This window comes from Pseudomonas sp. BF-R-01 (genome assembly GCF_019946615.1).
In the GTDB taxonomy this organism is placed as follows: domain Bacteria; phylum Pseudomonadota; class Gammaproteobacteria; order Pseudomonadales; family Pseudomonadaceae; genus Aquipseudomonas; species Aquipseudomonas migulae.
Genome location: NZ_JAGYFX010000040.1, coordinates 12,551 through 38,135, shown reverse-complemented (window position 1 = coordinate 38,135; position 25,585 = coordinate 12,551). Strand labels below are relative to the sequence as shown.

The 25,585-nt window shown below is 58.8% G+C and carries 26 protein-coding genes; 7 read left to right on the top strand and 19 right to left on the bottom strand.

Annotation, left to right across the window (positions count from 1 at the left end; genetic code table 11):
* Position 1: 1 nt before the first annotated feature.
* The 6 genes from KGB27_RS16480 to KGB27_RS16455 are packed head-to-tail and all read right to left on the bottom strand — an operon-like array spanning position 2 to position 4,997.
* Complete coding sequence (locus KGB27_RS16480; RefSeq protein ID WP_207285947.1) at positions 2-502, bottom strand: aromatic-ring-hydroxylating dioxygenase subunit beta; 501 nt, start codon at positions 500-502, stop codon at positions 2-4.
* Entirely contained in the window at positions 499-1,782 is a 1,284-nt protein-coding gene (locus KGB27_RS16475; protein ID WP_207285946.1) for an aromatic ring-hydroxylating oxygenase subunit alpha, read from the bottom strand. Before KGB27_RS16475 ends, KGB27_RS16480 begins: the two co-directional genes overlap by 4 nt.
* 20 nt (positions 1,783-1,802) lie before the next feature.
* The gene (locus KGB27_RS16470; RefSeq protein ID WP_223555357.1) at positions 1,803-2,951 is read right to left on the bottom strand and encodes an amidase; all 1,149 of its coding nucleotides are present in this window, start codon (positions 2,949-2,951) and stop codon (positions 1,803-1,805) included.
* Positions 2,948-3,433 carry a nuclear transport factor 2 family protein gene (locus KGB27_RS16465; RefSeq protein WP_223555355.1) on the bottom strand — a complete coding sequence of 162 codons (486 nt, stop codon included), beginning with the start codon at positions 3,431-3,433 and terminating at the stop codon, positions 2,948-2,950. The genes KGB27_RS16470 and KGB27_RS16465 overlap by 4 nt, the downstream gene beginning before the upstream one ends.
* A 3-nt stretch (positions 3,434-3,436) precedes the next feature.
* On the bottom strand, positions 3,437-3,808 hold the full coding sequence (locus KGB27_RS16460) for a hypothetical protein (protein WP_008033901.1): 372 nt from the start codon (positions 3,806-3,808) through the stop codon (positions 3,437-3,439).
* Between the two features lie 25 nt (positions 3,809-3,833).
* Positions 3,834-4,997 (bottom strand): acyl-CoA dehydrogenase family protein, encoded by a 1,164-nt coding sequence (locus KGB27_RS16455; RefSeq protein WP_223555353.1) that lies wholly within the window; start codon positions 4,995-4,997, stop codon positions 3,834-3,836.
* A gap of 338 nt (positions 4,998-5,335) precedes the next feature.
* Between KGB27_RS16455 and KGB27_RS16450 the strand changes: the two genes are divergently transcribed.
* The 7 genes from KGB27_RS16450 (at position 5,336) to KGB27_RS16420 (ending at position 12,428) form a co-directional block, all read left to right on the top strand.
* Entirely contained in the window at positions 5,336-6,817 is a 1,482-nt protein-coding gene (locus tag KGB27_RS16450; RefSeq protein ID WP_223555351.1) for a PAS domain-containing sensor histidine kinase, read from the top strand.
* A gap of 283 nt (positions 6,818-7,100) precedes the next feature.
* The gene (locus KGB27_RS16445; protein WP_207285941.1) at positions 7,101-8,249 is read left to right on the top strand and encodes an amine dehydrogenase large subunit; all 1,149 of its coding nucleotides are present in this window, start codon (positions 7,101-7,103) and stop codon (positions 8,247-8,249) included.
* Between the two features lie 13 nt (positions 8,250-8,262).
* A complete protein-coding gene (locus tag KGB27_RS16440) occupies positions 8,263-8,802 on the top strand; it encodes a MauE/DoxX family redox-associated membrane protein (protein ID WP_192229051.1) in 540 nt (179 codons plus the stop codon).
* A gap of 3 nt (positions 8,803-8,805) precedes the next feature.
* A complete protein-coding gene (gene mauD, locus KGB27_RS16435) occupies positions 8,806-9,432 on the top strand; it encodes a methylamine dehydrogenase accessory protein MauD (RefSeq protein WP_223555349.1) in 627 nt (208 codons plus the stop codon).
* A gap of 17 nt (positions 9,433-9,449) precedes the next feature.
* Positions 9,450-9,971: a methylamine dehydrogenase light chain gene (locus KGB27_RS16430; protein WP_008033908.1), complete on the top strand. Its 522-nt coding sequence runs from the start codon at positions 9,450-9,452 to the stop codon at positions 9,969-9,971.
* 125 nt (positions 9,972-10,096) lie between these two features.
* A complete protein-coding gene (locus KGB27_RS16425) occupies positions 10,097-10,618 on the top strand; it encodes a cytochrome C (RefSeq protein WP_223555347.1) in 522 nt (173 codons plus the stop codon).
* A gap of 385 nt (positions 10,619-11,003) precedes the next feature.
* Positions 11,004-12,428 (top strand): undecaprenyl-phosphate glucose phosphotransferase, encoded by a 1,425-nt coding sequence (locus KGB27_RS16420; RefSeq protein ID WP_008041091.1) that lies wholly within the window; start codon positions 11,004-11,006, stop codon positions 12,426-12,428.
* Here the strand turns inward: KGB27_RS16420 and KGB27_RS16415 are convergent.
* The 13 genes from KGB27_RS16415 to KGB27_RS16355 all read right to left on the bottom strand — a co-directional run bounded on the left by KGB27_RS16415 (position 12,425) and on the right by KGB27_RS16355 (position 25,560).
* On the bottom strand, positions 12,425-13,576 hold the full coding sequence (locus tag KGB27_RS16415; protein WP_008041090.1) for a glycosyltransferase 61 family protein: 1,152 nt from the start codon (positions 13,574-13,576) through the stop codon (positions 12,425-12,427). The genes KGB27_RS16420 and KGB27_RS16415 overlap by 4 nt on opposite strands.
* A gap of 58 nt (positions 13,577-13,634) precedes the next feature.
* Positions 13,635-14,768 carry a hypothetical protein gene (locus tag KGB27_RS16410; protein ID WP_223555369.1) on the bottom strand — a complete coding sequence of 378 codons (1,134 nt, stop codon included), beginning with the start codon at positions 14,766-14,768 and terminating at the stop codon, positions 13,635-13,637.
* A gap of 375 nt (positions 14,769-15,143) precedes the next feature.
* Positions 15,144-15,878: a WecB/TagA/CpsF family glycosyltransferase gene (locus tag KGB27_RS16405; protein ID WP_192229049.1), complete on the bottom strand. Its 735-nt coding sequence runs from the start codon at positions 15,876-15,878 to the stop codon at positions 15,144-15,146.
* Positions 15,878-17,065 carry a glycosyltransferase family 2 protein gene (locus KGB27_RS16400; protein ID WP_223555345.1) on the bottom strand — a complete coding sequence of 396 codons (1,188 nt, stop codon included), beginning with the start codon at positions 17,063-17,065 and terminating at the stop codon, positions 15,878-15,880. Before KGB27_RS16400 ends, KGB27_RS16405 begins: the two co-directional genes overlap by 1 nt.
* Positions 17,062-18,264 carry a glycosyltransferase gene (locus KGB27_RS16395; RefSeq protein WP_223555343.1) on the bottom strand — a complete coding sequence of 401 codons (1,203 nt, stop codon included), beginning with the start codon at positions 18,262-18,264 and terminating at the stop codon, positions 17,062-17,064. Before KGB27_RS16395 ends, KGB27_RS16400 begins: the two co-directional genes overlap by 4 nt.
* 75 nt (positions 18,265-18,339) lie before the next feature.
* Positions 18,340-19,275, bottom strand: a complete 936-nt coding sequence (locus KGB27_RS16390) for a DUF535 family protein (RefSeq protein ID WP_223555341.1) — start codon at positions 19,273-19,275, stop codon at positions 18,340-18,342.
* Between the two features lie 7 nt (positions 19,276-19,282).
* Positions 19,283-20,260, bottom strand: coding sequence for a glycosyltransferase family 2 protein (locus KGB27_RS16385; RefSeq protein ID WP_223555367.1), 978 nt, complete (start codon positions 20,258-20,260; stop codon positions 19,283-19,285).
* A gap of 43 nt (positions 20,261-20,303) precedes the next feature.
* Positions 20,304-20,828: a serine O-acetyltransferase gene (locus tag KGB27_RS16380; RefSeq protein ID WP_008041078.1), complete on the bottom strand. Its 525-nt coding sequence runs from the start codon at positions 20,826-20,828 to the stop codon at positions 20,304-20,306.
* 8 nt (positions 20,829-20,836) lie between these two features.
* The gene (locus KGB27_RS16375) at positions 20,837-21,793 is read right to left on the bottom strand and encodes a glycosyltransferase family 2 protein (protein WP_008041076.1); all 957 of its coding nucleotides are present in this window, start codon (positions 21,791-21,793) and stop codon (positions 20,837-20,839) included.
* The gene (locus KGB27_RS16370; RefSeq protein WP_008041075.1) at positions 21,790-22,401 is read right to left on the bottom strand and encodes an acyltransferase; all 612 of its coding nucleotides are present in this window, start codon (positions 22,399-22,401) and stop codon (positions 21,790-21,792) included. The genes KGB27_RS16375 and KGB27_RS16370 overlap by 4 nt, the downstream gene beginning before the upstream one ends.
* Positions 22,402-22,476: 75 nt before the next feature.
* Positions 22,477-23,940, bottom strand: a complete 1,464-nt coding sequence (locus tag KGB27_RS16365) for a GMC oxidoreductase (protein WP_223555339.1) — start codon at positions 23,938-23,940, stop codon at positions 22,477-22,479.
* Positions 23,937-24,131 carry a hypothetical protein gene (locus KGB27_RS16360; RefSeq protein WP_223555337.1) on the bottom strand — a complete coding sequence of 65 codons (195 nt, stop codon included), beginning with the start codon at positions 24,129-24,131 and terminating at the stop codon, positions 23,937-23,939. Before KGB27_RS16360 ends, KGB27_RS16365 begins: the two co-directional genes overlap by 4 nt.
* A gap of 52 nt (positions 24,132-24,183) precedes the next feature.
* On the bottom strand, positions 24,184-25,560 hold the full coding sequence (locus KGB27_RS16355) for an oligosaccharide flippase family protein (protein ID WP_008041072.1): 1,377 nt from the start codon (positions 25,558-25,560) through the stop codon (positions 24,184-24,186).
* Between the last annotated feature and the right edge of the window lie 25 nt (positions 25,561-25,585).

The window sequence follows — 25,585 nt, the reverse complement described above, 5'->3', positions numbered from 1 at the left end:
CTCACAGAAGGAAGCCGAGCGCGCTCAGGCTGTCGGTGGAATTGATCAGCCGCACCACTTTGCGCTCCAGGGTCGGCACGCCATCGGTGAAACGGATACGGTGGTTCAGGTCGGCCACAAACGGCGTGTGCACGCCGCGTTTGTAGGCGTACAGCAACTGCGCCGAGTTGACTTCGACGATGTCGCCAGCGGCTTCCACCAGGCGGAAACGCGAGATCGTGCGGATGGTTTTCGCCGCGTCCACCGCCGACGGTGAATAGCCGGCAGTCAGGCGTTCGATGCGCAAGTCACGCATGCGCGCATCGTCGTAGGCGTAGTTGAGGTTCGCTTCGAAGTCCTCGGTGTCCGGGTCGATCGGCACGATGTACTTGCCGCTGTCGCTCCACAAGGTCGCCCATTCGGCGTAGTTCTTGTGGTCGAGCAATTCGGCTTCGCGCCAGATGAATTCGATGGCCTGGGCCAACGGGCCGGAAAAACCGTTCAGGGTGTCGTGATTGCTCATTGGCTCATCATCCTTTTCCACATGTCATAGGCACCGCGCATGCCGCCTTCGTCGGTGGCGTGGCTGACCTTGTCGCCGTTTTCGGCGGTGATTTCGCGATTGAGGCCACGGTTGACCAGGATCGGCGCGTCGACGCCGGCGTACGAACCGCGCTGCACACGATCCCAGGCCTCGGCATCGTCCGGGCTACCGAAACCGAACGGCCCCTGGAAGTGCTCGTGAATGCGCATGCGTTCGCGGTTGGCGATTTCCGGGCCGCCGTCCATGCCGAGGGCAACGTGGCGGATCTCGGTTTCGGTCACAGACACCGGGCGCAGCACGCGGAAGAACGACATCGACATCGCGACGTTAGGGAACAGGTTCAGGTTGAAACCGGCGCCGTGCAGCGAGCGCACGATGCGACGGACTTGCGCAGGCTCCATGGTTTTCGACAGCTCTTCCGTCACGTGAGCGAAGCGCTCCTGCAACTGTTCCGTGCCGTCGTCGTGATCAAGATCGACATGCTCCGGCACCATCACCATCACGCTATGGCCGTTGCCCAGCGAATGGGTGACCGCTTGCTCGTCGGTCATGAACGAGAGCATTTCCGAGGTTTCTTCATCCACCGACGACATGAACGACTTGTGCACGATCGGGAAGTGATAACCGTCGGTGGTGTTTTCCAGCTGGATCTTCCAGTTGCCCTTGAAGCTGAACTTGTGTTCGCCCTGGGTCTTGATCGGGAAACCGGCGCCCTGCTTCATGAACAGGTCCATCCAGTGTTTGGCGCCGCCAAGAAAATCTTCCAGCGGCTCGATCTCGTCGTTGTAGCTGGCGAAAACCATGCCGGCGTAGCTTTCCACGCGCAGGCTGGTCAGCGGCAGCTCGGACTTTTCTAGAATGCCTTCGTAGCCGTCCGGATACGGCAGCGCACGGAGCTTGCCGTCCAGACCGTACGACCAGCTGTGATACGGGCAGGTGAAGCCGGTGGCGTTGCCCTTGTGTTTTTCACACACCGTGGCGCCACGGTGCCGGCAGCGGTTTTCCAGGACGTTGATGTTGCCCTTCTTGTCGCGCACCACAATCACCGGGCGACGGCCGATGGTCGCGGTCTTGAAGTCGCCGCTGTTGCGCACTTCGCTTTCGTGGGCAACCCACACCCAGGTGCGGTAGAAAATCTTTTCCAGCTCGGCTTCGAACAGCGCCGGGTCGTTATACAGCGAGACGTCTACGCGGTCGTGGCTGACCAGTTCGTCCGGGCTTTTCGATGATGCGATCAGCCGGTATTCATGAGTGCTCATGCGGTTCTCCTCATGGCTTTTTATGATTTCTTGTTAGGGGTCGACCGTTCGCCGGCCATGCTCTGTTGCAACTGCGCACCGAAGGCGCAGACCAGTTCGTCCTGACCTTTACGACCGACAATCTGCAGGCCGACTTTCAATCCGCTGCCCTCCAGTTCCACCGGCACCGTCAGCGCCGGATGGCCGCTGAGGTTGAACGGCCGCACCAACGGGGTCATGCCGGCCACCGCTTTGCTGGCGCTGCGGGCTTCGATCAGCGTCGGTGGCAGGCTGGGCATCGTCGGCAACAGCAGCACCGCGAATTCTTCCAGCGCGGCGTCCACTTGCTGGCTGAAGCGCGCGCGGACTTTCTCCGCTTGCGCCAGGTCCGCCGCACTCGTGCGACTCGCGGCCAGCAGGCGTTGCTCGACATCCGCGCCGATCAGGCCTTTGCCGGTGATGTGGCCGAACGCGGCCCAGTTTTCGAAATTGATGACGGTGAGTCCGGCGGCGAACGCGGCTTCGAAATCGCTCAGGTGCAGCTGGCTACGACGCCAGCCAGCACGGTCGGCGGCGGCGCCGAGGCATGCTTGAAGATGCGGGTCGCAGTCGACTTCAAGAAAACCCACCAACGCGTTGCCAGAGGGCAAACCCTGCACCTGGAAGCCTGGGCAAATCACTTGCATCGCCGCGATCAGATCCGCCATGTCGGCGGCAAACGGCCCGACACAATCGAGGCTGGACGCCGCTGGATGCGCACCGACCCGACTGACCCGCCCATAAGTCGGTTTCAACCCGGCAATGCCGCAGCACGCCGCCGGTACACGAACCGAGCCGCCGGTGTCAGTGCCGATGGCGATGTCCGCCAGGCCGGCGGCGACCGCTGCGGCCGAACCGCTGGAAGAGCCGCCCGGCACGCGGTCCGGTGCTTGCGGGTTGATCGGCGTGCCGGTCAAGTCGTTGATCCCGGTCACGCCAAACGCCAACTCGTGCATATTGGTTTTGCCAACGATTTGCCAGCCTGCGTCGAGGATAGCGTCCACCACGTCGGCGTTGCGCAGCGCCGGTTCAGCATCGGCAAACGCACGACTGCCCGAGCGGGTCGGATGGCCGGCGATGTCGATCGAGTCCTTGATCGCGACCCGCTTGCTGTCGCCACCGAGTAAAAATTCGCTGATAAACGTGCTCATGCGCCCGACTCCGAGGTGAAGAGGTCCGAATTGAACAAGCGTTGCGTGCGGAAATGCGCGATCAGCCAGACACCCTCGACACAGCGAAAATCGATGTTCAAGCGCGTGCCGAACAACTCGCTGCGCCCATCGGCGTAGGTCGACACCTGCTGCATGATCCACTGCCCCTGCGCGGTGCTGCCGTCGACCAGGATCGACTCGCTGGTGAGGTAATGCAGGTTCAGGCAAAAGTGCTCCGAGGGCGGCAAGTAACCGCCGACGAACGCCGCAATCGCCTCACGCCCGCGATGCTCGCCGAAGGTCTGCGCGGTGACGCTGCCGACGCCTTCCCACACGGCGTCGATGCAGAACAATTGCGCTAGCTCGCTGACGTGGGTGATCGCCCTCGGCACGTCGCACAGGTCCATGTAGCGCGCCATCAAGCGGCGCACCTGGCTCTCCCCTTCGAGCGTCGCCAGACGCTGCAACAAGGCCTCGTTCATGGCTTACACCCTGGCGGCATCGGGGATGGTCAGTGGACGACCGATGCGCGCTTCGACCTTGGCGTAACGCCACAGGCTGTACTCGTTCACCGGCGTGGTGCGGAACAGGTTGCAGGCATCGATCACCGACTGGTGGCAGTCGACGTCGGCCATGATGTAGACGGTCCATGGCGAGGTGGTGGACGGGCCGACCATCAGCCGGTCATCGTCCATCGCACCGAGTACGGTGATGCCGGGCATGGCGCCGAGCGAGCCCATCATCTGGCTGAAGCCTTTCCACACGCTCAGGCCTTCGCCGGTGGGCAGGTCGAAAAAGTTCTGGGTGATGCCGATGCAGAAGACGACGCGCAGCGGTTCTTGAGTGGTCTGGGACATGAATATTGATCCTTGAAGAGAGGGTTCAGATGTAGCCAGGGAACGGCGGCACGCCGAGGAACACCGAGCCGGCGCCGTCGTACAGGCCTTCGCTGAGGAACGCGTGCTGGGTGACCACCATCGAGTCGCGCAGGTAGCGCTGCAGCGGGTGGCGCAGGTAAATCGCGGTGGTGCCGGCGAGGCTGTACGCGCTCTGCACCACGGCGGCGCCCGCCTGGGACACGTGAATCGCGGACAAGCGCAACAGGCTGGTTTGTTCGGCGGTGACCGGGTTGCCGGCGAGGATCGAATTCCACACTTGCTCGGTGGCGTTGTAGAAGAAGCCACGGGCGGCGGCCAGTCGGGCTTCGGCCTTGGCGATCTCGATGCGCACGTAGGCGCGGTCGGCCATTTTCGGTGCGCCGGTGATGCCGCTGCCGGCGGCCATGCGACTGACTTCGTCGAGGGCGGCACGGGCCAGGCCAAGGTTGACCACGGCCAGCACTTGCGCGGCGTAGGCAATCGACGGGTAGCGGAACAGCGGCTCGTCGATGGTCGCGGCACCGCCACGGATGAAGGTCCAGCGTTCGTCGACGTGTTTGTCGCTGACGCGCAGGTCGTGACTGCCGGTGCCTTTGAGCCCGACCACATCCCAGTTTTCGATGATCTCGACCTGGTCCGCACGGAACACCGCAGTGCGCGGCTTGCCACCCGCCGCGCCAATCCCCACGCCGAGCAAGTCGGCGCCCTTGCAGCCGCTGGCGAATTTCCAGGTGCCGTTGACCTGCCAGCCACCCTCGACTGCTTCAGCGGGTTGCAGCGGGAACAGGCCACCGGCGAACACCAGGTCCGGGCTTTGGGTGTAGATTTCGGCGAGGGTTTCCGGCGGCAATGCGGCGAGGTAGACGCCGGCGCTGCCGAAACTGGCGACCCAGCCCGCAGAGCCGTCAGCTTCGGATATACGCTCGATCATTTGCAGGAACAGCGCCGGCGCCAGGGCGTCACCGCCGAAGCATTTCGGCGTGGCGGCGCGGTAGATGCCCACGTGCTTGAAGCGCTCGATCATGTCCCGTGGCACGTGGGAACCGGCGTCGAATTCATCGCGACGCTGGCGCACTTCCGCCAGCACCTGCTCAAAGGCCTGACGGTGGACGGTGTTGCCGTCGACGCCTGGCAGAGGGTCTTTCTCCGCGACAGCTGAACGCAGCATGGGCTTCTCTCCGTTTTACTTATTGTTAGTGGGCCGAGGCTGGACAACACCGATCCCTGTAGGAGCGAGGCTTGCCCGCGAACGAGGCACCGCGGTTTCAATGGCAGACCGCGTTATCGTTCTTCGCGGGCAAGCCTCGCTCCTACAGAGAAGATGCGTGGCTGCCCTTGCATTGAGGCCCAGTGTAAAAACCGCGTCGGGTCGCCACTATTGGTGCGTGCAGCCTCTTCACTAAAGGAATCCCCTAGCCCGCCCCCGGTTACCTCTGAGCGCATCCCCACGCGCAAGCGGGTATAAAAAGCCATACTTTCCCTTCACCGGTTCCTCAGGACTGCGCGATGTACCTGCCAAAACCGCACGACTTTTTCACCCTCATCGAAGCCATGCCGCTGTGCATCATTCTTCACGATGCGCAGAGCAAGGAGATCCTCTGGGCCAACACCGCCGCCCTCGACGCGCTGGGTTTTACCCTCGAAGAACTGACGCCGCTGAAAGCCCCGGACATGACCCGCGACGCGCCCAAGTACCGGCGCTCGGTCGGCCTGCGCTGGCTGGAAGGCGCAGCGCGCACGGGCCAGCGCGCCATCGAGTGGTGTTATCGCTCCAAGCAAGGCGTGGAAATCCTCTCCGAGGCGGTCGCGACGCTGGTGCATCTGGAGGGTCGCGATGTGCTGATGGTGCAGTTCCGCGACATCTCCAGGGAGGACAAGGTCAAGCGCGACCTCAAGCGTTTCGAAAGCCGGCTCAAGGCATTCATGCAGGACCTCGCCGAAGGTGTCGCGGTGCTCGGCCCTGAAGGTGATATCCGCTTCATCAGTGACTCCGGCGCGCACCTGCTCAACAGCGAAGAACACACACTGATCGGCGAAAACTTCCTGTCATGGTGCGACGACGATTCACGTGGGCGGCTGCTGCAACAGCTGGCCAGCGAGACCCCGGAACATGCGCCGTTCCGCGTGCACTACCACCTGCAACGCCGCGACGGTGAATGGCGCTGGCATGAGGCGACGTGTCGTTTTATCGAGATCGAAGACGACCTGGTCGGCCACCTGCTGCTGTTTCGCGACGTCACCGAACAAGTGCGCGCCGAAGAAGCACGGCGGGTCAGCGAGCAGAAACTCGAATACCTGGCGCGCTACAACGCCATGGGTGAAATGGCCGTGGCCATTGCTCATGAGCTAAGCCAACCGCTGGCCGCCACCCGCAACTTCATCGAAGGCGCGGTGATTCGCCTGGGCAAGGAGTCCGCCACGGATCAGGGCGTCGCCTGGGGTTTGCAAAACGCTGTGCGGCAAATCGAGCATGCGTCGCTGATCATCAAAAGCGTGCGCGATTACGTGGTCAAACTGGAGCAGGCCGAAGAGCTGATCGACCTCAACGAACTGCTGCGCGAAACCCGCTATTTCATCAGCCTGCGCGCCGATCCGAGCCTGGTCCGCGTCGAGATTGTCGCCAGTCCCGCGCCGCTGTGGGTGAGCTGCGAGAAGGTGCTGATCGGTCAGGTCATTCTTAACCTGGCGTTCAACGCGATTGAAGAAATGAGCGATCTGCCTGTTGAACGACGGGTGCTGCGCATTCACGCCAGCCGCGAAAACGACGTGGCGTTGGTGCGCATCGAAGACTGCGGTCGCGGCATTCAGGCCCAGGCGCAAGAGAAGCTGTTCGACGGTTTCTTCTCCTCCAAGGTCAGCGGCAACGGCATTGGCCTGGCACTGTGCAAAAACATCATCGGCCGCCATCGCGGCGATATCTGGGCGCAAAACCTTGAGCCCTGCGGCGCGGTGTTCACCTTCACCCTTCCCCTCGCAACTCCCGCCTGACACCCCCGAAGAACCTGAATCAAACCACGAACCTGTAGGAGCCAGGCTTGCCGGCGAAGGCGTACTCAAGGACGCCTTCGCCGGCAAGCCTGGCTCCTACAGGTCAGTGGTTTTGGCTTGCAATTGCGGTGTGTGCAGCCGGTTTTTCGAGACTGGCACAGACACACAAACGCTTGGCAGCCACAGCAATTCCCCCCTTCTGCCAGCGAGGCAGAATCGAACTGCAAAAATCTGCCAATGCACTTGCGATTTGCACGAACAATAATTCAGGGAGTTCCCCCTAATGCGAGCCACCAGGATCACCGTACAGTCAGCGCTGAGTCTCAGCCTGCTGGTACTGGGTTTGAACAATGCCAGCGCGGATCTGCCCGCTGACACGATCGGCCAGACTGTTCTGGCATTTCCGCCGGAAGTTCATCGGGCCTTTATCGTCGACGTCGAATTCGAAAGTTTCGTGGCGGGCCGTGTCACCGTGGTCGACCCCGATAAAAAGCGCGTGCTCGGCATGGTGCCGACTGGTTTTGCTGCGCCCTCGACGCTCAGCCACGATCAGAAAACCCTCTACAGCGCCGACATCTGGTATTCGCGCGGCACCCGTGGCACCCGCACCGACGTGCTGACCGCGTGGGACAGCTCGACCCTGTCGCCGGCCTGGGAAGTGCTGATTCCGAACAAGCGCGCCGAGTCGCTGACCCAACGCTACGGCTTGAAGACCAGCGGTGATGACCGCTTTGTCTACGTCTACAACTTCACCCCATCGACCTCGGTGACCGTGGTCGACACCCAGGCCAAAGCCGTCACCGCCGAACTGGCGATTCCCGGTTGCGTGCTCAATTACCCGATCGGCAATCGCCGCTTCGCCTCGCTGTGCGGCGACGGCAGTTTGCAAGTGATCACGCTGAACGATCAGGGCCAGGAAACCGCACGCAGCCGCACGCCGTTCTTTGACCCGAACGCGGAAAAACTGGTGGAACGCGCGGTGAACGTCGGCGACACCTATTACTTCACCACCACCACGGGCACCGTGCGCCCGGTGGATTTCTCGGCCGACGCACCGAAAATCCTGCCGTCCTGGTCGTTGACCAGCGACGAGGAAAAGAAGGCCGGCTGGGCACCGGGCGGCTGGCAACTGATGGCCGTCGCGCCGAAGCTGAACCGCTTGTACGTGCTGATGCACGACGCGCACGAACCGATGAAGTGGGAAGACCCAAGCCCGCTGATCTGGGCGTTTGATCTGAAAACCCACAAGAAGGTCGCCACGCTGGAGGCACCGGTTCCGGTGTGGAGCATGCAGGCGACCGGCGACGACAAGCCGCTGCTGCTGGGCGCCGACGTTGCAGGCGGTTTGCAGATCTTCGACCTGAAGACCAACACGCTCACCGGCAGCATGGCGAAGGTCGCGAAAACCGCGACTCAGGTCATGAGCTACTAACCGAGGTTCGGCCATGCACTTAGATCCGATCTTCATCATTGCCAGCGCCCTCGCCATCGCGGTGTTGCTGGCCAGTGCCGCGACCCACAAGGTGCGCGCACCGGCACGTTTTGCCCGGCAACTGGCGGACTACCAATTGCTGCCCGACGTGGCCGTACGCCCCGTCGCACGCGTCATTCCGGTGGTTGAACTGGCCATCGCCTTTGCGCTGCTGGTACCGGTCAGCCGTGCCTGGGCAGCGTTGGGCGCCGCCAGCCTGATCGCGCTGTACGCCGCGGCCATTGGCATCAACCTGTGGCGCGGCCGTCGCGATATCGACTGCGGCTGTGCCGGCCCGGACCAGGCCCAACCGCTGCGCCCGGTTCTGCTGCTGCGCAACAGCGCGCTGGTGGCGCTGGCGTTGCTGGCCAGCGTCTCGCCGGTGGTTCGTGACCTGGGTTTTTTCGACGGCTTCGTGACTGTCGCCGCCAGCGCCGTCGCGCTGCTGATTTACGCCGCAGCCGATGGCTTGCTGGCGAACTCCCCTCTTCTGCTCAAACTGATTGGTAGGTGATCAATGGAAGGCTTAATCGTTTCCAACGTTCTGCTCTGGGTACTGCTGGTGGCCGTGGCGTTTGCCGTCATGGGCCTGGTCCGGCAGATTGGTGTGCTGCACGGCCGTCTGGCCCCGGCCGGTGCATTGATGATGGACAAGGGCGTGGCGGTCAATGAAGCCGCGCCACAGGTCACCGCTTCCGACCGCAAAGGGCGCCCGGTCAACTTCGGCTATGCCGGCGAGAAATCGCAACTGCTGTTCTTCCTCTCGCCAACCTGCCCGATCTGCAAGTCGCTGCTGCCGGCGATCAAATCCATCGCCAAGGAACAGGCCGATCGCCTCGACGTGGTGTTCATCAGCGACGGCGATATGGACGCCCAGCAAAAGCTGATCACCGAACACAAACTGGAAGACGCCACTTATGTGGTCGGGCCTGAAGTGGGCATGACCTACCAGATCGGCAAGCTGCCGTACGCCGCGCTGATCGACAAGAGCGGCACCCTGCGCGCCAAAGGCCTGGTCAATTCCCGCGAGCACCTGGACAGCCTGTTCGAAGTCGAGCACCTGAAAAGCGCGACGCTGCAGGAATACCTCAACAGCCAGCCGCATGCACACGACCACAGCCACAGCCACGGCCATAGCCACTGATAAGGCAGGAGACTTTCATGAAACTGCTGGATCTGTTGTTTGAGCGTTCGACTCGTCGTGTTGCCGACACAACCTCACGACGCAAACTGCTGTCGCGCATGGGTTCTCTGATGGTTGCCGGCGCCGCGTTGCCGCTGCTGTTGCCGCTGGATCGCACCAGCAAAGCCCTGGCCGCCGATAACCCGAAAGCCGGTGACCCGGGTGATCCGAACACCTGCGACTACTGGCGCTACTGCTCCATCGATGGCTTTTTGTGCAGCTGCTGCGGAGGATCGGTGACGTCCTGTCCGCCAGGCACGGAAGTGTCGCAAGTGACCTGGATCGGCACCTGCCGCAACCCGGCCGACGGCAAGGATTACATCATTTCGTACAACGACTGCTGCGGTAAGCAGAGCTGTGCGCAGTGCGCCTGCACCCGTAACGACAGTGAAGAACCGGCCTATCGCCCGTTCAACAACAACGATGTGAACTGGTGCCTGGCCGCCAAATCGCACATCTACCACTGCACCGTTTCGATCATTCGTGGCGTCGCGGTTTAACGCTTGATTGCGGTTGGCTATTTGTAGGAGCCGGCTTGCCGGCGATGGCGTCTCTGAAAACGCTATCGCCAGCAAGCTGGCTCCTACAGGTCCGTTTTTCTCCTGTACAAGTGGAGGTGCTGCTTATGGGTAGGTTGCTCATCCTCGGTCTTGTCTGCGCCATGACCGCCCCGCTCGTTCATGCCAGGGCCATCCCGGACCCGGCGCAACGGCATGCGCCGGGCAATGAAACACTGCAAAAACCGATTGCCCAGGCCGGTTACAGCGTTGGCGTGAACTACCAACTGCAATGCGCCGGTTGCCACTTGGGCAATGGCATGGGTTCTGCCGCGAATGACACGCCCCGGATGGCGGGGTTTGTCGGCAACTTTCTGAAAGTGCCGGGCGGCCGCGAGTTTCTCGTGCGCGTGCCGGGCATGTCGCAGTCCGCGCTGGACAACGCGCAACTGGCCGACCTGCTCAACTGGTTGATCCGTGCCGACGGGATGGCGGGCAAAAGCACGCCAGCTGACTATCAGCCTTACAGCGCCGACGAAGTGTCGGCACTGCGCGCAGAAACCATGCTCAACCTCCCCGGCACCCGCGCCGGCCTGATCCAGCAAATGCGTGCGCAAGGCATCGCAATTGAAGACGGGATGAACAACTGACAACGGCTTGAAGCAAAGCCGTCATTGCAAAAACGGGGGCCCGTTCCCCCGCCCTTCCGCTGCGCCAACTCTCCTCTGCGATAACAAGACGACCTTGCGGAAAACGCCGTGCAGGCGTCTCTCCGTGGTTTGCCCGGCACCTTGTGTCCGAGTGCATTTTTATATATGGATGTTGTCTGAATCCGTAGCTATAGAATGAATGTGTGCACAGTGGTGCTAAAGTGACAGCACCTGTCTTCGTCTCACCGGATTTACGCATTTGAGGGTGCAAACCTGTCACAAGTATGAGCAGCTTGTCGGTGACGCTGAGGCTCTCAAAATGAGGGCTGTGTTGACCTGAATCTCGTCATCACCGAGCGCAAGGGAAAGCAAATGAGGTCTAAAGATGATATTTGAGCCTAACAGTACCCGTTCCGTTCTCCAGCGAAGAAGCAGTACCAGTATCGTTGTTCAGGCCGGTCTCGATTGCGTTGCGGTAACCGGTGTTGCGTGGTTCTTGATCAATTATCACATCGGCTTCATCTCGCAAGACTACGTCATCATGCTCTTGCTGCTGCTTGGCGCGCTGGCCGTCGTGTACGACCACTATGCCATTTACCGCAGCAATGTCGGGTTCACTGTCAAAGCCTTCAAGCTTCTGAAGGCATGGACCGCGACTTTTGGTTTTCTCGTTGCCATGGCTTTCCTGACCAAAACCAGCGAACGGTATTCGCGGCTATTGGTTGGGGAGTTATTTGTTCTTGGCTATTTCGCCCAGTTGTTTTTGCACCTCGCCTCAAGGGAAATGCAGAAGAAATTCCTGGCCCACCCGACGCAACTGGAAAACTCGCTGATCATTGGCTCGGGCGAGTTGGCGAGCTACCTCCACAAGAAAATCAGTAACAACCCCTGGCTCGGTGAACGCATCGTTGGCTGTGTGTTGATTGGCGCGGACGATGACTGGGCAAAGGAAGGCGTAGAAGGCGCACCACGCCTGTCGATACTGGGCAATATCTCTGATCTTGATGAGTTGGTTGTCAAACACGCCATTCGTACCGTCTATTTTGTGACCCCTGTGGGCGGCTCCGAAGTTATCCAGAAGGTTTATTTAAGCCTGTTCGACAAACACGTCAGGGTTAACTGGGTGCCTGACATTTTCGCCTTGAAGTTGATCAACCACAGCGTTCGCGAGATTGCCGGCATTCCCGTGCTGACCTTGTCCGAAACTCCGCTGATGGGGATGCGACTGTTCCTGAAGAATCTCGAAGACAAGGTCGGCGCTTTTCTGATCCTGCTTTTTGCGGCGCCAGTGCTGGCGTTAGTTGCCCTTGCGATCAAGATCGATAGCCCCGGTCCCGTGTTCTTTCGTCAGCAACGCATGGGGTGGAGCGGCGAAGTTTTCAGTATCTGGAAGTTCAGAAGCATGGTGGTCCATCAGCCGTCGGACGGCACCGTCAAGCAGGCACAAAAGAATGATCCACGCGTGACCAGGGTGGGCGCCTTTATTCGCAAAACCAGCCTCGATGAGCTGCCGCAATTGTTCAACGTGTTGATGGGCGAAATGTCGCTGGTGGGGCCTCGCCCGCACGCGATTCAACACGACGTGCAGTACTCGCCCGATGTCTCGGGCTACTTTGCGCGACATAACATTAAACCGGGTATCACCGGGCTGGCGCAGGTACGGGGCCTTCGCGGTGAAACGAAAGATGTAGAACAAATGATTCGCCGGGTTGACTCAGACATCGAGTACATCAACAACTGGTCGCTCTGGCTCGACTTCATCATTCTTTTACGGACGGTATCTGCCTTCTCCGGCAAACAGGCCTATTAATCCGTGGTGAAACTGTAGGAGCAGCACGATGACGGAAACAGGTCCAGCGTGCGCTCGACCTCATCGGGGTCGATAGTAAAACCATTGCCCGCGGGAGTACCGACGACAAAACCAAAGTGTTGATGGTCACGATCGGTCAGGTACTTGAAATAGCAGATGAAACGCTCAGGAGGTTGCAACACCAGCAGCGAACCACCCGGCGGCAATACATTAACCCCATGGATCAATTGACTGCCCTCGACCCCTATCACGGTCCTTGCACCGGCACAGGTCGCGACAATGGTCGCAACATCGCACAGCGCCGGGTCGAGAATGCGAAAACCCCGACGATCACGCAGACGCTCAGCCAACTCCATTTCGTTACGCAACAAGCGCAAATCGCCGCGACCACCTCTCAGGATAAACACGCCTGGATGAGCGCTCGTGTTGACGTGGGACAGCAACTTTTCGCCCATTGCACGGAAGCGCAGATGCTTGTGGCGATTTTGACTTATGTCGTCAAAGATCACGAGTTCACGAAAAAACGCATTACGTAAACGAACCGGCTTCATGCCAAGCCAGTCCTCATAACCGGAGGTGTGAAGGATGCCGTTCCTGGTGGTGGAAACAATGTTGGCGGAGGGAGCCGTGGTCACTGGAACGCCTTCGTTGCAGGCCAGTGAATAGGTCAGGCAATCGTCCGTCAGCCAACTGCCAAACCACTTGTTGCCCCCCGCCGTGCAATACAACGCGCCGCGCTCGATTTCGTTTTCGACGCGAACCCCCGGCAGCCGGCCAACGCCAGGCGTCAACCAGGATTTGGCGCTTCCTTTGTAGAGCGCGCCATCGATCATCCAGACATCTTTGAGCAAATAACCCCGGGTCGGTCCATGTTCAACACGACCGATGCCTTCCATTGTGCGACGAGGATGTTCATGAGGATAAAAAAGTTGCTCTTCCCATCCCGTCACACGTTCAAGTTGATTGGGAAGAAAGAAGGCGGGTTGAGCAAACGCGACTTCACCCGGCGCAATATCCCAGGTTTTCACTGCCATACTTTGCAGCGTTAATGCTGGTTTCCGGGCAAGGCGTGTTTTAAAGAGGTGTTTATAAGCCGCCAGGCTCCACTTCGCCGGGCCGCTACTTGCCAACGCGCTGAATTCCGACATAGACACCCCCGGCGCAATATGATTACACAGTATTTACAGCCAACTATTTTTCAATTTCTCAAGTGCAGAGAATAGTTTGCAGAATGGGCGGCGACTTCAAATGAGCATAGCGACTACGCAAGTTATCGAGCAGCGCAGTGTCCGGCTCCCTGGAACAATGGAGATACAGTTTGGATAGTCCCCCAAAGCCCATTTCACGATATCGATTTGCAACTTCTTCATCACTTGGCCCGTCGGGTATTCCAAGATGAAGTGTCAGATGTTTGCCTTCTACAGCAAAAAGCGGTGTCTCCCACAGAAACTGCGCAGCGCCGGTCCTGGGCAGCCGAACAAACACGTAGCCATGGTTTCCCAGCGTATCGACATCACCGCCGCGCCTTCTTTTCCACTCAAGAAGCCCGTCGTCCGGACGTGCCAGACACGTCCCGATATCGTAGTAATCAAATCCGTTTTCTATCGCCCACTCGAGCGCCATGAACGTGGTGATGGAATTGACTTCACGTAATTTCCTGGCATCTGAAAACACCTCGTCAGGGTAGCCAAAACGCACGGTGCTCCAATAGCGCTTGCCCGCGCGGGTGACGACGCACCCCAGATGGCAGGCAACAACCTGGTCTTCCAACACCACCAGATCGAGGCGTCCGGCTCTTTTAGCCACCCGTTGAACTTCATGTGATGCGATTTGCGAGGCGGCTGCGCCATGACGGGCCCTGGCGTAGGGTTGAAGCATTTCCCGATCCGCCGTTTCAATCTCATCATCGTTCAATGCTTGCTTCATGCCGTAGCGCAACCGGTTCTTGCGTAGATTGCGCCGTAACTCGGTGTTGTATCGCGCCGTAATCTCATCAATGGATCTGCGCAGTGGCACGACAGCACTCAGGTATTGCGGCACATACAATGCACCCCAGGTCGGCATGTCACTGACAACGACCGTGCGGTCTGATTTCGAGAGGTTATCAACCCCCTGAGTCTCACCCCCCAAGAGCACCTTCACAAATTCCCGCTGGGATTTTCTGCCCACGTAAAGAATGTCGTAGCGGCTGTCTTCCCGCAGTTTGAACCTGGCGATTTCCCAGCGCCAAACACAGGCGCGCGCGGCTATGTCACGTAACCAGGCGAGCGCTTTTCTTAGCTCAAATCGCATGGAAGGCGACATTAACTTGTGTATCAGTTTTGATATATATGCGTTCATTTGCTTATTAGCACACATCAAGAAGCGTTCATTTGAGTTTTCAAACCAATAGATCAAACACTCGAAATGAGAGTCGATAGCTCACCACGCTTTTCAAAATATGCGGCAAACCATAACTACCCATATGATGTGCGCTGTTTTTTGAATGTACGTCCAGCTGTCTTTCTTGCGAGAAACTCGCCATTCACTCTCTGTAATCAAGATTTTCTGACGTCATTTATTCGTCTCCAACCTTAACAAAAAAACGCTCCAACTCATCCACCGAGTCGGTAATACAAGGGTGAGTAAAGATGCTGGCGCAGAGTTTTGCAAGATATTTCAGACGTGCTTTTCAGGCAGCCAGAATATTAAAACTGACGTCAAATTCCTGTTACGTCAGGAACTTCGACAGATGAGTGTGCGTAACAAAAACTTGGGGTTACCCACGATATAGCGAGTGAATAATCGCTTTGGCTCACTGAGCAGCCGGAACACCCACTCACAACCGAGGCGACGCACCCATTGCGGAGCTCGCGTCACCTTGCCGCCGAGAAAATCCAGGATCGCCCCACCGCATACCACCAGGCATGGCACGCCACTGGCGGCCAGTCTCGCGGCAACGACTTCCTGCTTGGGCATGCCCATCCCCAGCACCACCAGTTCCGGCAGTGACTGACGGGCAAGGTTGACGTAATCATCCACCCCTGCAAAACCATGGTGAGCAGAGACGACATTGACCGCAAACACCGCTTCGCAATGCCGCACCGCGTTGGCCAGAAAGGTCTCTTCAGTCCCCCAGAACGCCACGCGCCGGCCCTTGTAGGCGGCCAGTAATTTGGGGATGAAATCGGTGCCGTTCATATTCAGACCCGGCTCGAGACCGAGTCGGCGATACAGGATGGCCATGCCGGAGCCATCCCGTAACAACACGTCAGCCGCCGACAGCGCGTCGTAATAAGCGGGGTTGGCCGTCACTAGGTTCATGGCATGGGCATTGACGAATCCAAGCACTGTCGTCCCCTCGGACCGGGACAATGCATCAATCAATTGTTGTTCGTCGCCAGCATCGCGAACCACCCTGAGTTTGCGCAGGATGGTTTGCCAGTTGTGCTGCCAGGATAAGGGGCTCATCAGGTGTCATCTCGCTTCGAACGCACCCAGTCGACCTGGCGCTTGAGCACAAAACCAATGTACAGCGGGATTTTCTTCAACGCGTAGAACGGCGCATACAACAAGGCTGAAAACGCGATGATCCCGCGACCGAACCGACTCCATGCCAGCAAGACAGTCACGCCCAACAGTGCGAGCCCGAAAGACGCGATCAAGGCTGGCGCCAACGCGCCGCCGAGCAACACCACCAGCCATGAGAGGCTGAAGGCGACCACCAGCAGCAACGTCAGCAAGGCCAGCGGCGGGACCAGTAAATCCGCGGTCATTGCCAGAAGATTCAAGTTGCCTTTGCGGATAGCCTCTAACAGCAACCTTGGCGCATCACTGAGGATGACCCCGAGATGACCATGCTCCCAGCGTGTGCGCTGGATGCTCAGGCCTTCGTCGCTGCGCGGAAAATCACTGCTGACCAACGCACCGGGGCAAAACAGGGGCGGTTTGCCGCTTCGGCAGAAATCCAGGCCCATCTTCAAATCTTCGACGATGTGGCCACTGGCTAATTCGATCAACGCCAGATCCCGCCAGACGAACGCCATTCCCGAGCCCATCAACGAACAAGGCAACCCCAGTCGGGCCCACCCCTGCGCTCGCACCTGATTCTTCACGCACCAGGCGAATTCGGCAATTTGCACTTTCAACCCGGAGCCTGCCGGCGCATGCATCAAGTACAGGGCCTGTGCTGGACGCCCGGAGTCGATGCAGCACAGTGCCAAACGCTCAATCGAGCCTTTACCCACCCGCGAATCGGCATCGACAACAATCATCACGTCCGGTGCATCGCTGGCCAGGTAACGCACCCCGAAGTCCAGTGCATACCCCTTGCCTCGCTGCTGAGCATTGCTGCGCTCCACCACCTCGGCACCTGCGGCGCGGGCCAGCGCGGCCGTGTCGTCAGTACAGTTGTCCGCGACAACCACCAGGCGATCGCCCGCCAGCAGTTGCGGCAGAATGCTGTTCAACGTCGCGACGATCAGCGAGGACTCGTTGTGAGCCGGCACCAGCACCGCCACCCTCGGTCGCGATCCTTGCGCCGGTGCAAGCGATCGCACCGGCAGGCCGGCCAGCAGCACCTGCACGAACAACACCCACACCGGCAGGACGATGAGTATCAGCAGTGCACTGAACAGCCAACCCAGTAACGTGATCATGCGTGCGCCTTGAACAATTCAGCCAGCTTGGCTGCTTCGGTATCGATATCGTGCCGCTCCAGCACCCGCTGATACGCGGCATCGCCCATCCGCTGCAACACCTCGACAGGTTGCGCGAGGCAGTCGGCCAGCGCCACCGCCAACTCATCCACGGCACCTGCGGGAAACAACCAGCCGTTCTCGCCCTGACGCACCAGTTCGGGAATGCCCGCCACGCAGGTCGTCAGCACAGGCCGGCGCAAGGCCATGGCTTCCATGATGACCACCGGCAAGCCCTCGGCGAAGCTCGGCAACACCAGGGCCCGCGCCGCCAGGATTTGCGCCCGCACCTGATCGCTGCTGATCCAGCCGGTAATGCGCACCTGCGCCTGCAGGCCGTGTCGCGCAATCAGGGTTTCGATCTCTGCACGCATTTCCCCGTCGCCGGCCAGTACGATCTCGAACACCACGCCTTGCGCCGCCAGTTTTCGCGCTGCCTCAAGCAACAACAGTTGCCCCTTCTGCTCGCACAAGCGCCCCACGCACACCAACCGTGGCACAGACGGCACAGCGACAGCCGCCACCTCATGAAACGCCCGCTCCAGGCCGCAGTGAACCACCTTGACCTTTTCCCAATGCGCATGCTCCACCCAGCGAAACAACTGGCTGCGCCCATAGGAACTGATCGCTGCGACAAACGCCGCGCGCCGGACTTTCTCGCCCAGATGGATAAATTGTGGTTTGTCGAACTCTTCCGGGCCGTGCACGGTAAAGCTGTACGCAGGCCCGCCGAGCGCACGGGCCAACATCACCACCTCGGTTGAATTGGTGCCGAAATGCGCATGCACATGCCTGGCACCGAACGCTTGCAACCAGGACAACAACCGGCACGCCTCGAACAAATAGATCACATGGTACGGCCACGGCCGATCGGCACGCAGGCCCATGCGCAACGCCAGCCACAGCGTCGAAAAAAAGCGTCGCGGCTGCGCGCGCAGCACTTGCAGCACCGGCCCTGCCAGCGCTTTGACTCCGCCCTGCAACACATAGTGGGTCTGGGCTTGCTCGGACACGTCCTCGGCATCCACCAACTGCGCATCCCAGCCGCGCAGGGCAATGCGCTGCACTTCAAAGCCCTGACGCTCCAATGCCAGAATCTCGCGACGAATGAAGCTATGGCTGACTTTGGGGTATTGATTGATGAAGTAAGCGATACGCATAAGCACCAAGCTTGGCTGTCGTTGCGGTGAATGATTACAGCGGGGCATCCCACAGTAGTTCAGCGGCCTGGAACGTCAATCAGCCCCACGCGGGTGGCTATAACTGCCAATCAACACGCCGTCTATCTTTTTGAACGTGTCCTCCAGCAACTCATAACGCCTGCGGTACATGGCGCGTTTTTTCGACGCGATACTCTCAAGCGGTTTGCTCGACGGGGCCATGGGGATTTCAAAGAAGTCTTCCCGCGCTGACGGCGTCGCGCCATGCTCCAGCCAGATCACATCGTAATTGGCCGCCAGGTCCTGGTTTTTTTCAGCACCAAAATAGGCGTGCCGGTGATGACGGAACCCATCGCTTACTGCGTAGATCTTTTCAACGCCAATCCGGGTCGCGATGTATTTAATGACTTCAATCAGAAAGCTTCGTGGCCGAAGACCTTCGAAACTTTTTGTCAGCTCCCGGTAAATGTCCAGGGAGCGTTCGCTCTCTACCCCTTTGTGAATCCCTTGCACGGCACCGATGAAAATACACAGCTCACCCTCGGTGCAACACAAGGTGAACGCAATCGATGCAATGCGTAAATCACCCTGAAACAGGTTCAACACCAACTCGCCTTCGCGCATAAACCAAATGGGTCGATCCAGCACCAGGGAACAATCGGCAGCGAAGGCCGACAAGTCACTCAACACCAGACTTTCACTTCGACCAAACAGCAATAGCTGCGGACAGCTTTTCGTCACCACCTCATAGTGCGACGCCAACACACTCAGTCGGTCCTGAGGGTTCCAGCTTTTGCTGATGTAGGGCCAATGAACGACCCCCACACAATCCCCGCCCAACTTCGCAAAACCGGCGCTGCCCAAAGCGTTCGACATGCGCCCGGTGAACAGCTTGAGGTCAGCCCAGTTCTTCGCCACTAAAATCATTAATTCGAGCTTGTTTTTCACGGCTCTCAATGAATAACCAGCGTGTAAAGAAAACGCGTTTTTCAGCAGTTGCCAGTTATTCATTTAAGTCTCACTTGTATTCGATCAACGCGGACTTGCGAGCGCCGAACCTGTTCAAAAGAAACTTCAATTGCCCCAGCATCTCGGGAAATTTTCCCAGCACCAGAAAGAATGCCTGCAACCAGTTTTCCCGCGCGGATCCCGAACCCCGACGGGCCAGGCGCACGACCTGCAATGGGTAGACCAGCAACAACAGCAGGCCAGCCCCTCCCAGCACCAGGCTGGCGAGAACAGTTGCCAGCGGAATGCCCAGGCCCCAGAACCACGCGCGGCGTGACTCACGCAGCCAATGCTGCTCGGGGGCCGCCCCATGCAAATAAGCACCTTCGGCAAAAGCGTAGCCGCCGCGCAGGGTTCGCTTCCACCATTGGCCGAACCGGGTCATGGTCGCATCGTGCAGGGTCATTTCCTCAGGCAGCCGCCAGACTTTCCAGCCCTTGGCACGCAGCCGCACACACAACTCGGGCTCTTCCCCGGCAATCAGATCCGGGCGAAACCCCGACACATCGGCGAAGGCGTCAGCCCGCATCAACGCATCGCCCCCGCAGGCCTTGGCCTCGCCTATCGGCGTGTCCCATTCGAGATCGCACAACAGGTTGTAAATCGAATGCTGAGGAAAGCGTTCACGGCGCCGCCCACACACCACTGCCACCTCAGGGTGCGCGTCCAGAAAGGCTTGCGCCTTTGACAGCCAGCCGCCGACGACCTCGCAATCACCATCGACGAACTGCACATGACGCAGCGAAGGCAACACGCGTTGCACGCAGGCAAATCCTTCATTGCGCGCGCGTGCAGCGGTAAAGGGGATGCTCATATCCAACTCGACCACCTCGACGCCAAGCGCCTGCGCCATTGGCACCGAACCATCGGTTGAGCCGGAGTCGACATAAACGACCTGCTGCACGGCATCAACCAGCGACGCCAGGCAACGCTGCAACCGCAGTCCTTCATTACGACCGATCACAACGACACCCATGCCGGTAGTCATGACGCTCACTCAGCGCCGCCATCGAAACAGGCCTTCGGATAACTCATGAGTACTCCTCTGTTTCTACTGACTTCCTTTTCTTGATGGTCGCGGGCACACCCACGGCCACCGAATCGTCGGGTACGTCGATCAGCACCACGGCGTTGGCGCCGATCACGACATTGTTACCAATGCGGATGTTGCCCAATACCTTGGCCCCGGTGCCGATATCCACATTATTGCCAATAACCGGGGCAATCGGCTCGTTCACATTCTTCAGGCCTACGACGACGCCATTGCGGATCCGGCAATCATCGCCAAACTGCGCATAGCCACTGATCACAATCCCGCCGAAATGATCGATGACGAAGTTGCGCCCGACCACGACTTCACAGGGCAACTCGATGCCCGTCATGATCTGCACCAGTTTGAAGAGCACTTTATAGATAAAGGAGAGCAGTTTACGTAGCAGTGCCGGGCGCACACCGTAGCGCCAGCGCCCAAAGCGATAAACCAGCATGACCCAGAATCCCTGAGCGCCCCAATCACCACCATAGGCACGCAAGTCCGCCCGTATATTCTCGAACATTGATTGACCTACCGTGTGGGTTGGGTAGCGAGTCGGGTTTCACGCAGCAGCGCCCAAGTGGCACGCGTATGCTGCCAGCACGCCGCGATGGCGGCTCGGCCACGACCTTTGAGCAGCGCCTTGAGCGCCAGAATCAGATCCCCCAGGCAAACCAGGAACATATGCCAGCCCAACCCCAGCAGGCCGTGGTGCTTGCGGAAGTACAACAGCTCGCTTTCGATTTGCATCCTGGGTATTTGCCGACTGACCGCGTTGAGTTCAACCACCGTTTTGGCGCTTTCACCACCGATATGTACCACCGTGGTATGCGGGTAAAAAACCACCTTCCAACCGGCCTGTTTGACGCGTTTGCAGTGGTCAACTTCCTCGTAGTAAAGGAAGTAGCGCGGGTCGAACAAGCCCACCTGGTCGATGACTTCCCGGCGAATCAGGTAATAGCACCCGGGCACCCAGTCGCATTCACGGACCGAGTCGTGATCCCATTCCATGTCGTCGACCCGCTTCACCACCGGGAAAAAGCGTTCAAGCCCTGCACGGGAAAGGAAGACATTCAACGGCGTGGGGAAATAGCGGCAGGAGGGTTGCAAGTCGCCTTCGCGTCCGACCAACCGAACGCCAAGCACGCCGCAATCAGGATGAGCCTCCATGTATTCGAGGGTTTTGTTCAGGGTGTCGGCGGCAACGAAGGCATCGGTATTGAGGAGTAACGCGTACTTGCCCTGCAAGTGTTCAACCAACTGATTGTTGGCACGGCCAAAGCCCACATTTTTGTCATTGGCCAGCAGCAACGCCTCCGGGCAAATGGAGGCCAGACACTCCAGCGAATTGTCGGCAGAGGCATTGTCCACCATCAAGTAGCGCGTCAGATCCGCACTGTTTGACTGGCGCAATGCATCAAACATCGGCTGCAACAGCTTCGCTGTGTTGTAGTTGACGACCAGCACATCAAGGGGCGTATTGATCATTTGGGTGACTCGCCAAAAAAGTACTGCACTCGCATGGCCATCAGCGCCGGCTCCACGCCTGGATCATAGGCACCGTTGCGTTCTCTGATCAGGTCCATCCACGGATAGTCGTTGCAGCGCGTCTCGAATTTTTTCATCAGCTCGTCAACGGTACAAATGACCCTCGCTGGATTGCCCGCGACCACGACACCAGGCGGAACATCTTTCCTGACAACAGCACCTGCGGCGACAATTGAGCCCGGACCTACGGTCACACACGGCATGATGATCGCAGCATGCCCGACAAAGCAGTTGTCACGGATGTCGACAGGTCCGACAGCATCGAGTTTTACGTTGTAGATAGTGGAGAAGAAAACGGCACCATCGTGGCAGAACAGCGTGCAATCCGCTAAAGCGATGTTGTTGCCGAGGCGCACCAGCGAAGGGTCAGCGATATTGCACCCGACATTGATCCACACATTGCTGCCGACGGAATGCAGTGATCCCCAGCGCGCCAGATATCGAGCCCACTCGAACCCGTCAGGATTACAAAACCGTTTAAAGAGCCAGCGTCCCCGCCCCGTTTTGTTGACGTAATAACTTACAGCACGTCTTGCCAGCCCTATCATCCTGTCAGCCTCACAAATCCTGCGATGTTCATCCGTGCCAGAGCCAGGTACACCCCGGTTTTTTTGATTGTAGTATCAGGAATATCTGCCCGCCGGGCCCGCTTGATGATTGAGATGATCTGCCAGCCTCAGGGTAAGCTGTAAAAGCGGCATGGTCGGATTGCTCGCACCGGCTGTAGGAAAGACACTGCTGCCCGCCACGTAAAGATTCTCGGTGCCGAACACTTTGCAGTTCTCGTCGACCACACCGGACTCAGGCGCCGAGGCCATCCGTGTAGTCCCCATATGATGAGCATGGGGCGTCACTTTCAGTGGCACAGAGACGTCATACACGTACTCATGCAGCTTGACGAAGCCCAACCCCGTTTCGGCAAAACACTTCGCCACCTCCAGCCCTATCGATTTGATGGTATGCCTGTCTTCGAGGACCAGCTCCCAGTTGATGTTGACCTTGCGCATCCCCAAGACATCTCGCGCCTCGAGCAAATTGACGCGGCTGTTAAGGTTGGGAAATTGTTCGATGAGGGTGGTAATCACCCCGTCGCCAGGGCAATTGAAATTCGTAATGAAATCGATCTTGTGCCCCATTCCGACGTCGCAGACGAGGGTCTCCAGAAAACCCTTGATGGCCGCTGTTCGCCCATAGGCTTTGACCTCCGCCAGCAACGCAGCAGAAACGTTCCCTTTACCTGACTGAAAGTGCGCGACAAACGCATCGGTGGTGAAATACTGCCGAGGCTCGGTACTCTGCCCCTCCCCCAGAATGAAGGTACCCAGCTCGAGGTTCAGGTGTTCCATGAAACATCTGCCGACGAAACCGTCCTTGCTGACAATGCCGGCGGATGCCAGGGACTCGCTGTTCATCAGCTGCCGGGCATTCTCGATGGCGCCCGTCGCCAGAATGAATTGCTTTGCCTTCACTCGTTCCCGGTGCTTCTCGTAATCGGACACAACGATGGTGGCTATGCGGCCGGTCTTGGCATCGAACTCAAGATCGACACAGTTGCAATTGATGAAGACATCAAGCCCCTCGGTCTCTTGAAGTTCCTTGGCGTATTTTTGTGCAAATCGTGTCGGCGGGCTCAGCAGGAAACGATCCGCGTCAAAGTCGTTGCCATCCATGGACGCATTAATGGCCTTGAATCCGGAATCCGTCGGAAGATCCACAATAGCCATGGCCGCTGGCAGATAACGCTCGATCTCGGAAAACGCTATGGGCCAGCCGGGCAGTTTGACCGGAGGAGCCATTTCGAAGTCTGACTTCTCGAAGGGACGGCAACGCCCCGCCCAGTGGTTGGACGTGCCGCCGAGAAAGCGCAGGCGTGTTTCATGTGCGTAGACATCCAGGCCTGTCGAGGGGCAGTCATAAAGGGTTTGCGAGGGCTGCGAATATTCGTGCCCCCCGCCCTCGATCAGCAACACGTGCCGACCATTCCCGGCCAGGCGCAACGCCAGCGTGATGCCCGCCGGCCCGGCCCCGATGATGCAGAAGTCATAATGATCGCGGAGTTCTTTCTGCGATTGGTAATCTTTGATCATGTTCGCGTTTGCCGAAAATACTGGGCCGGCAACACCCAGCCGTTGACGACGACAAACCCGTTTTTTTCAGAAGAAGGCGAAGCAAGGAGCGAGGGCAGTCCAAATGTCATCCCCCCCAGACTTAATAGAGCGAACGCCTGGAGGAGTTCTCTGCGCCCCATCGCGGAGATATTCAAATCAAGTTCACTCATGCTTCAAGCTCCCCGACATTGAAATTGAAGACTGCAAAAGACTTGAATCAAGTCAAAGCCAATTGGCAAGGCCCAACACTAACTCCCCAAACCCGACGCCTACCAGCACCATTGGCAGTACAGCCAGCTCTCGTTTGAGATTGAACAGCCCCACACGACGGTTCACATAAACAATTAGCACAAGTGTAGGAAACGTATGCAGCGCGACACCCCAAATTGCATATTTCACGCCGCCAACGGCCAGCAGCAGCGGCAGTAACACCCATAACGAGATGGCGCGAATAATGTTATCCATGGCCTGGTACTTCGTGAGCCCCAAGGCAAGCCAGGCTTGATGCGCCACGCCATAGCGCAAGATGAAGAAAGACAGTGAGAGCACGGCCATCATGTTGCCGGCCTCGGCATAACGCTCATCATATAACCAGTGAATGATGAGAGGGCTGATGACCCACAACAGCCCGCAAATAAACAGCAAGGCGATGTCGATAATCAGTCTGAAGCGGTCATACAAAGCGCGCAGCCGTACGGTGTCATTGCTTCTTGCCGCCTCGCTGAAAGCTGGCAACGCCACGGCGCCAACCAGCCTCTGCGCGCCGAGAGTAATAGCCCCCAGAATCAGCACGGCAATGGAATAAACACCCAGTTCGGCGGCCGACATGCTGCCGCCGAACCAGATGCGATCGCCATTCATGGCCAATACGCCCACTGCCGACGACAACAATATCCAGCGCCCGAAGACGACCAGCTCCTGGAGCGCACTGCGATCCCACTGCAGATGGTTATGCGGGCCCTTAAACCAGAAATGCCCCAGAAGCAGACTGACCAGGGCGGAAACCAGACCCGCCCCCACCAGCGACCAGATAGACCGGGTGAAGTAGCCGATAACCAGCATCACCAGCAGGCCGGAAATCTGGGACGCAAACTCGGCGAGCACGACTTTCTTTTGCTGGAATGCACGAACGGCCACGTCGACCTTTGTCGACTGAAAACCATAGATGAGCGCGGACAAGCCAGTAACGGCCAACACCAGCGGCAACTCCGGTGCGGCATAGGTGGATCCAGGCGACCACAGATTGATGACCTGCGCAAACCAGGCCAGGCCTGCAATCAGAAGCGTCAAGGCAAAAAGGATAAAACCGCGCACGATCTGCACGGTCCAGACGGTATTGAGAAATACCGGATCGTCACCACGCGGGCTCTGGATGATGTTCTGGCGCAAGCCCACATCGGAAAGCAAATGGATAACGACCGAAACGGTGGTAGCGATAATCATGATGCCGAACATCTCCGGCATCAGCAGGCGAGCCATGATCAGGTTGCCGCCCAGGCGCACGGCTTGAGAGGTGACAAGTGCTCCGAGATTCCATGCTCCGGCGAATATCGCTCGCTTGCGCAGGCTCAACGATGGCGATAAATCAACTGAAGGCATAACATCAATCCCGGACTCTGTGGCA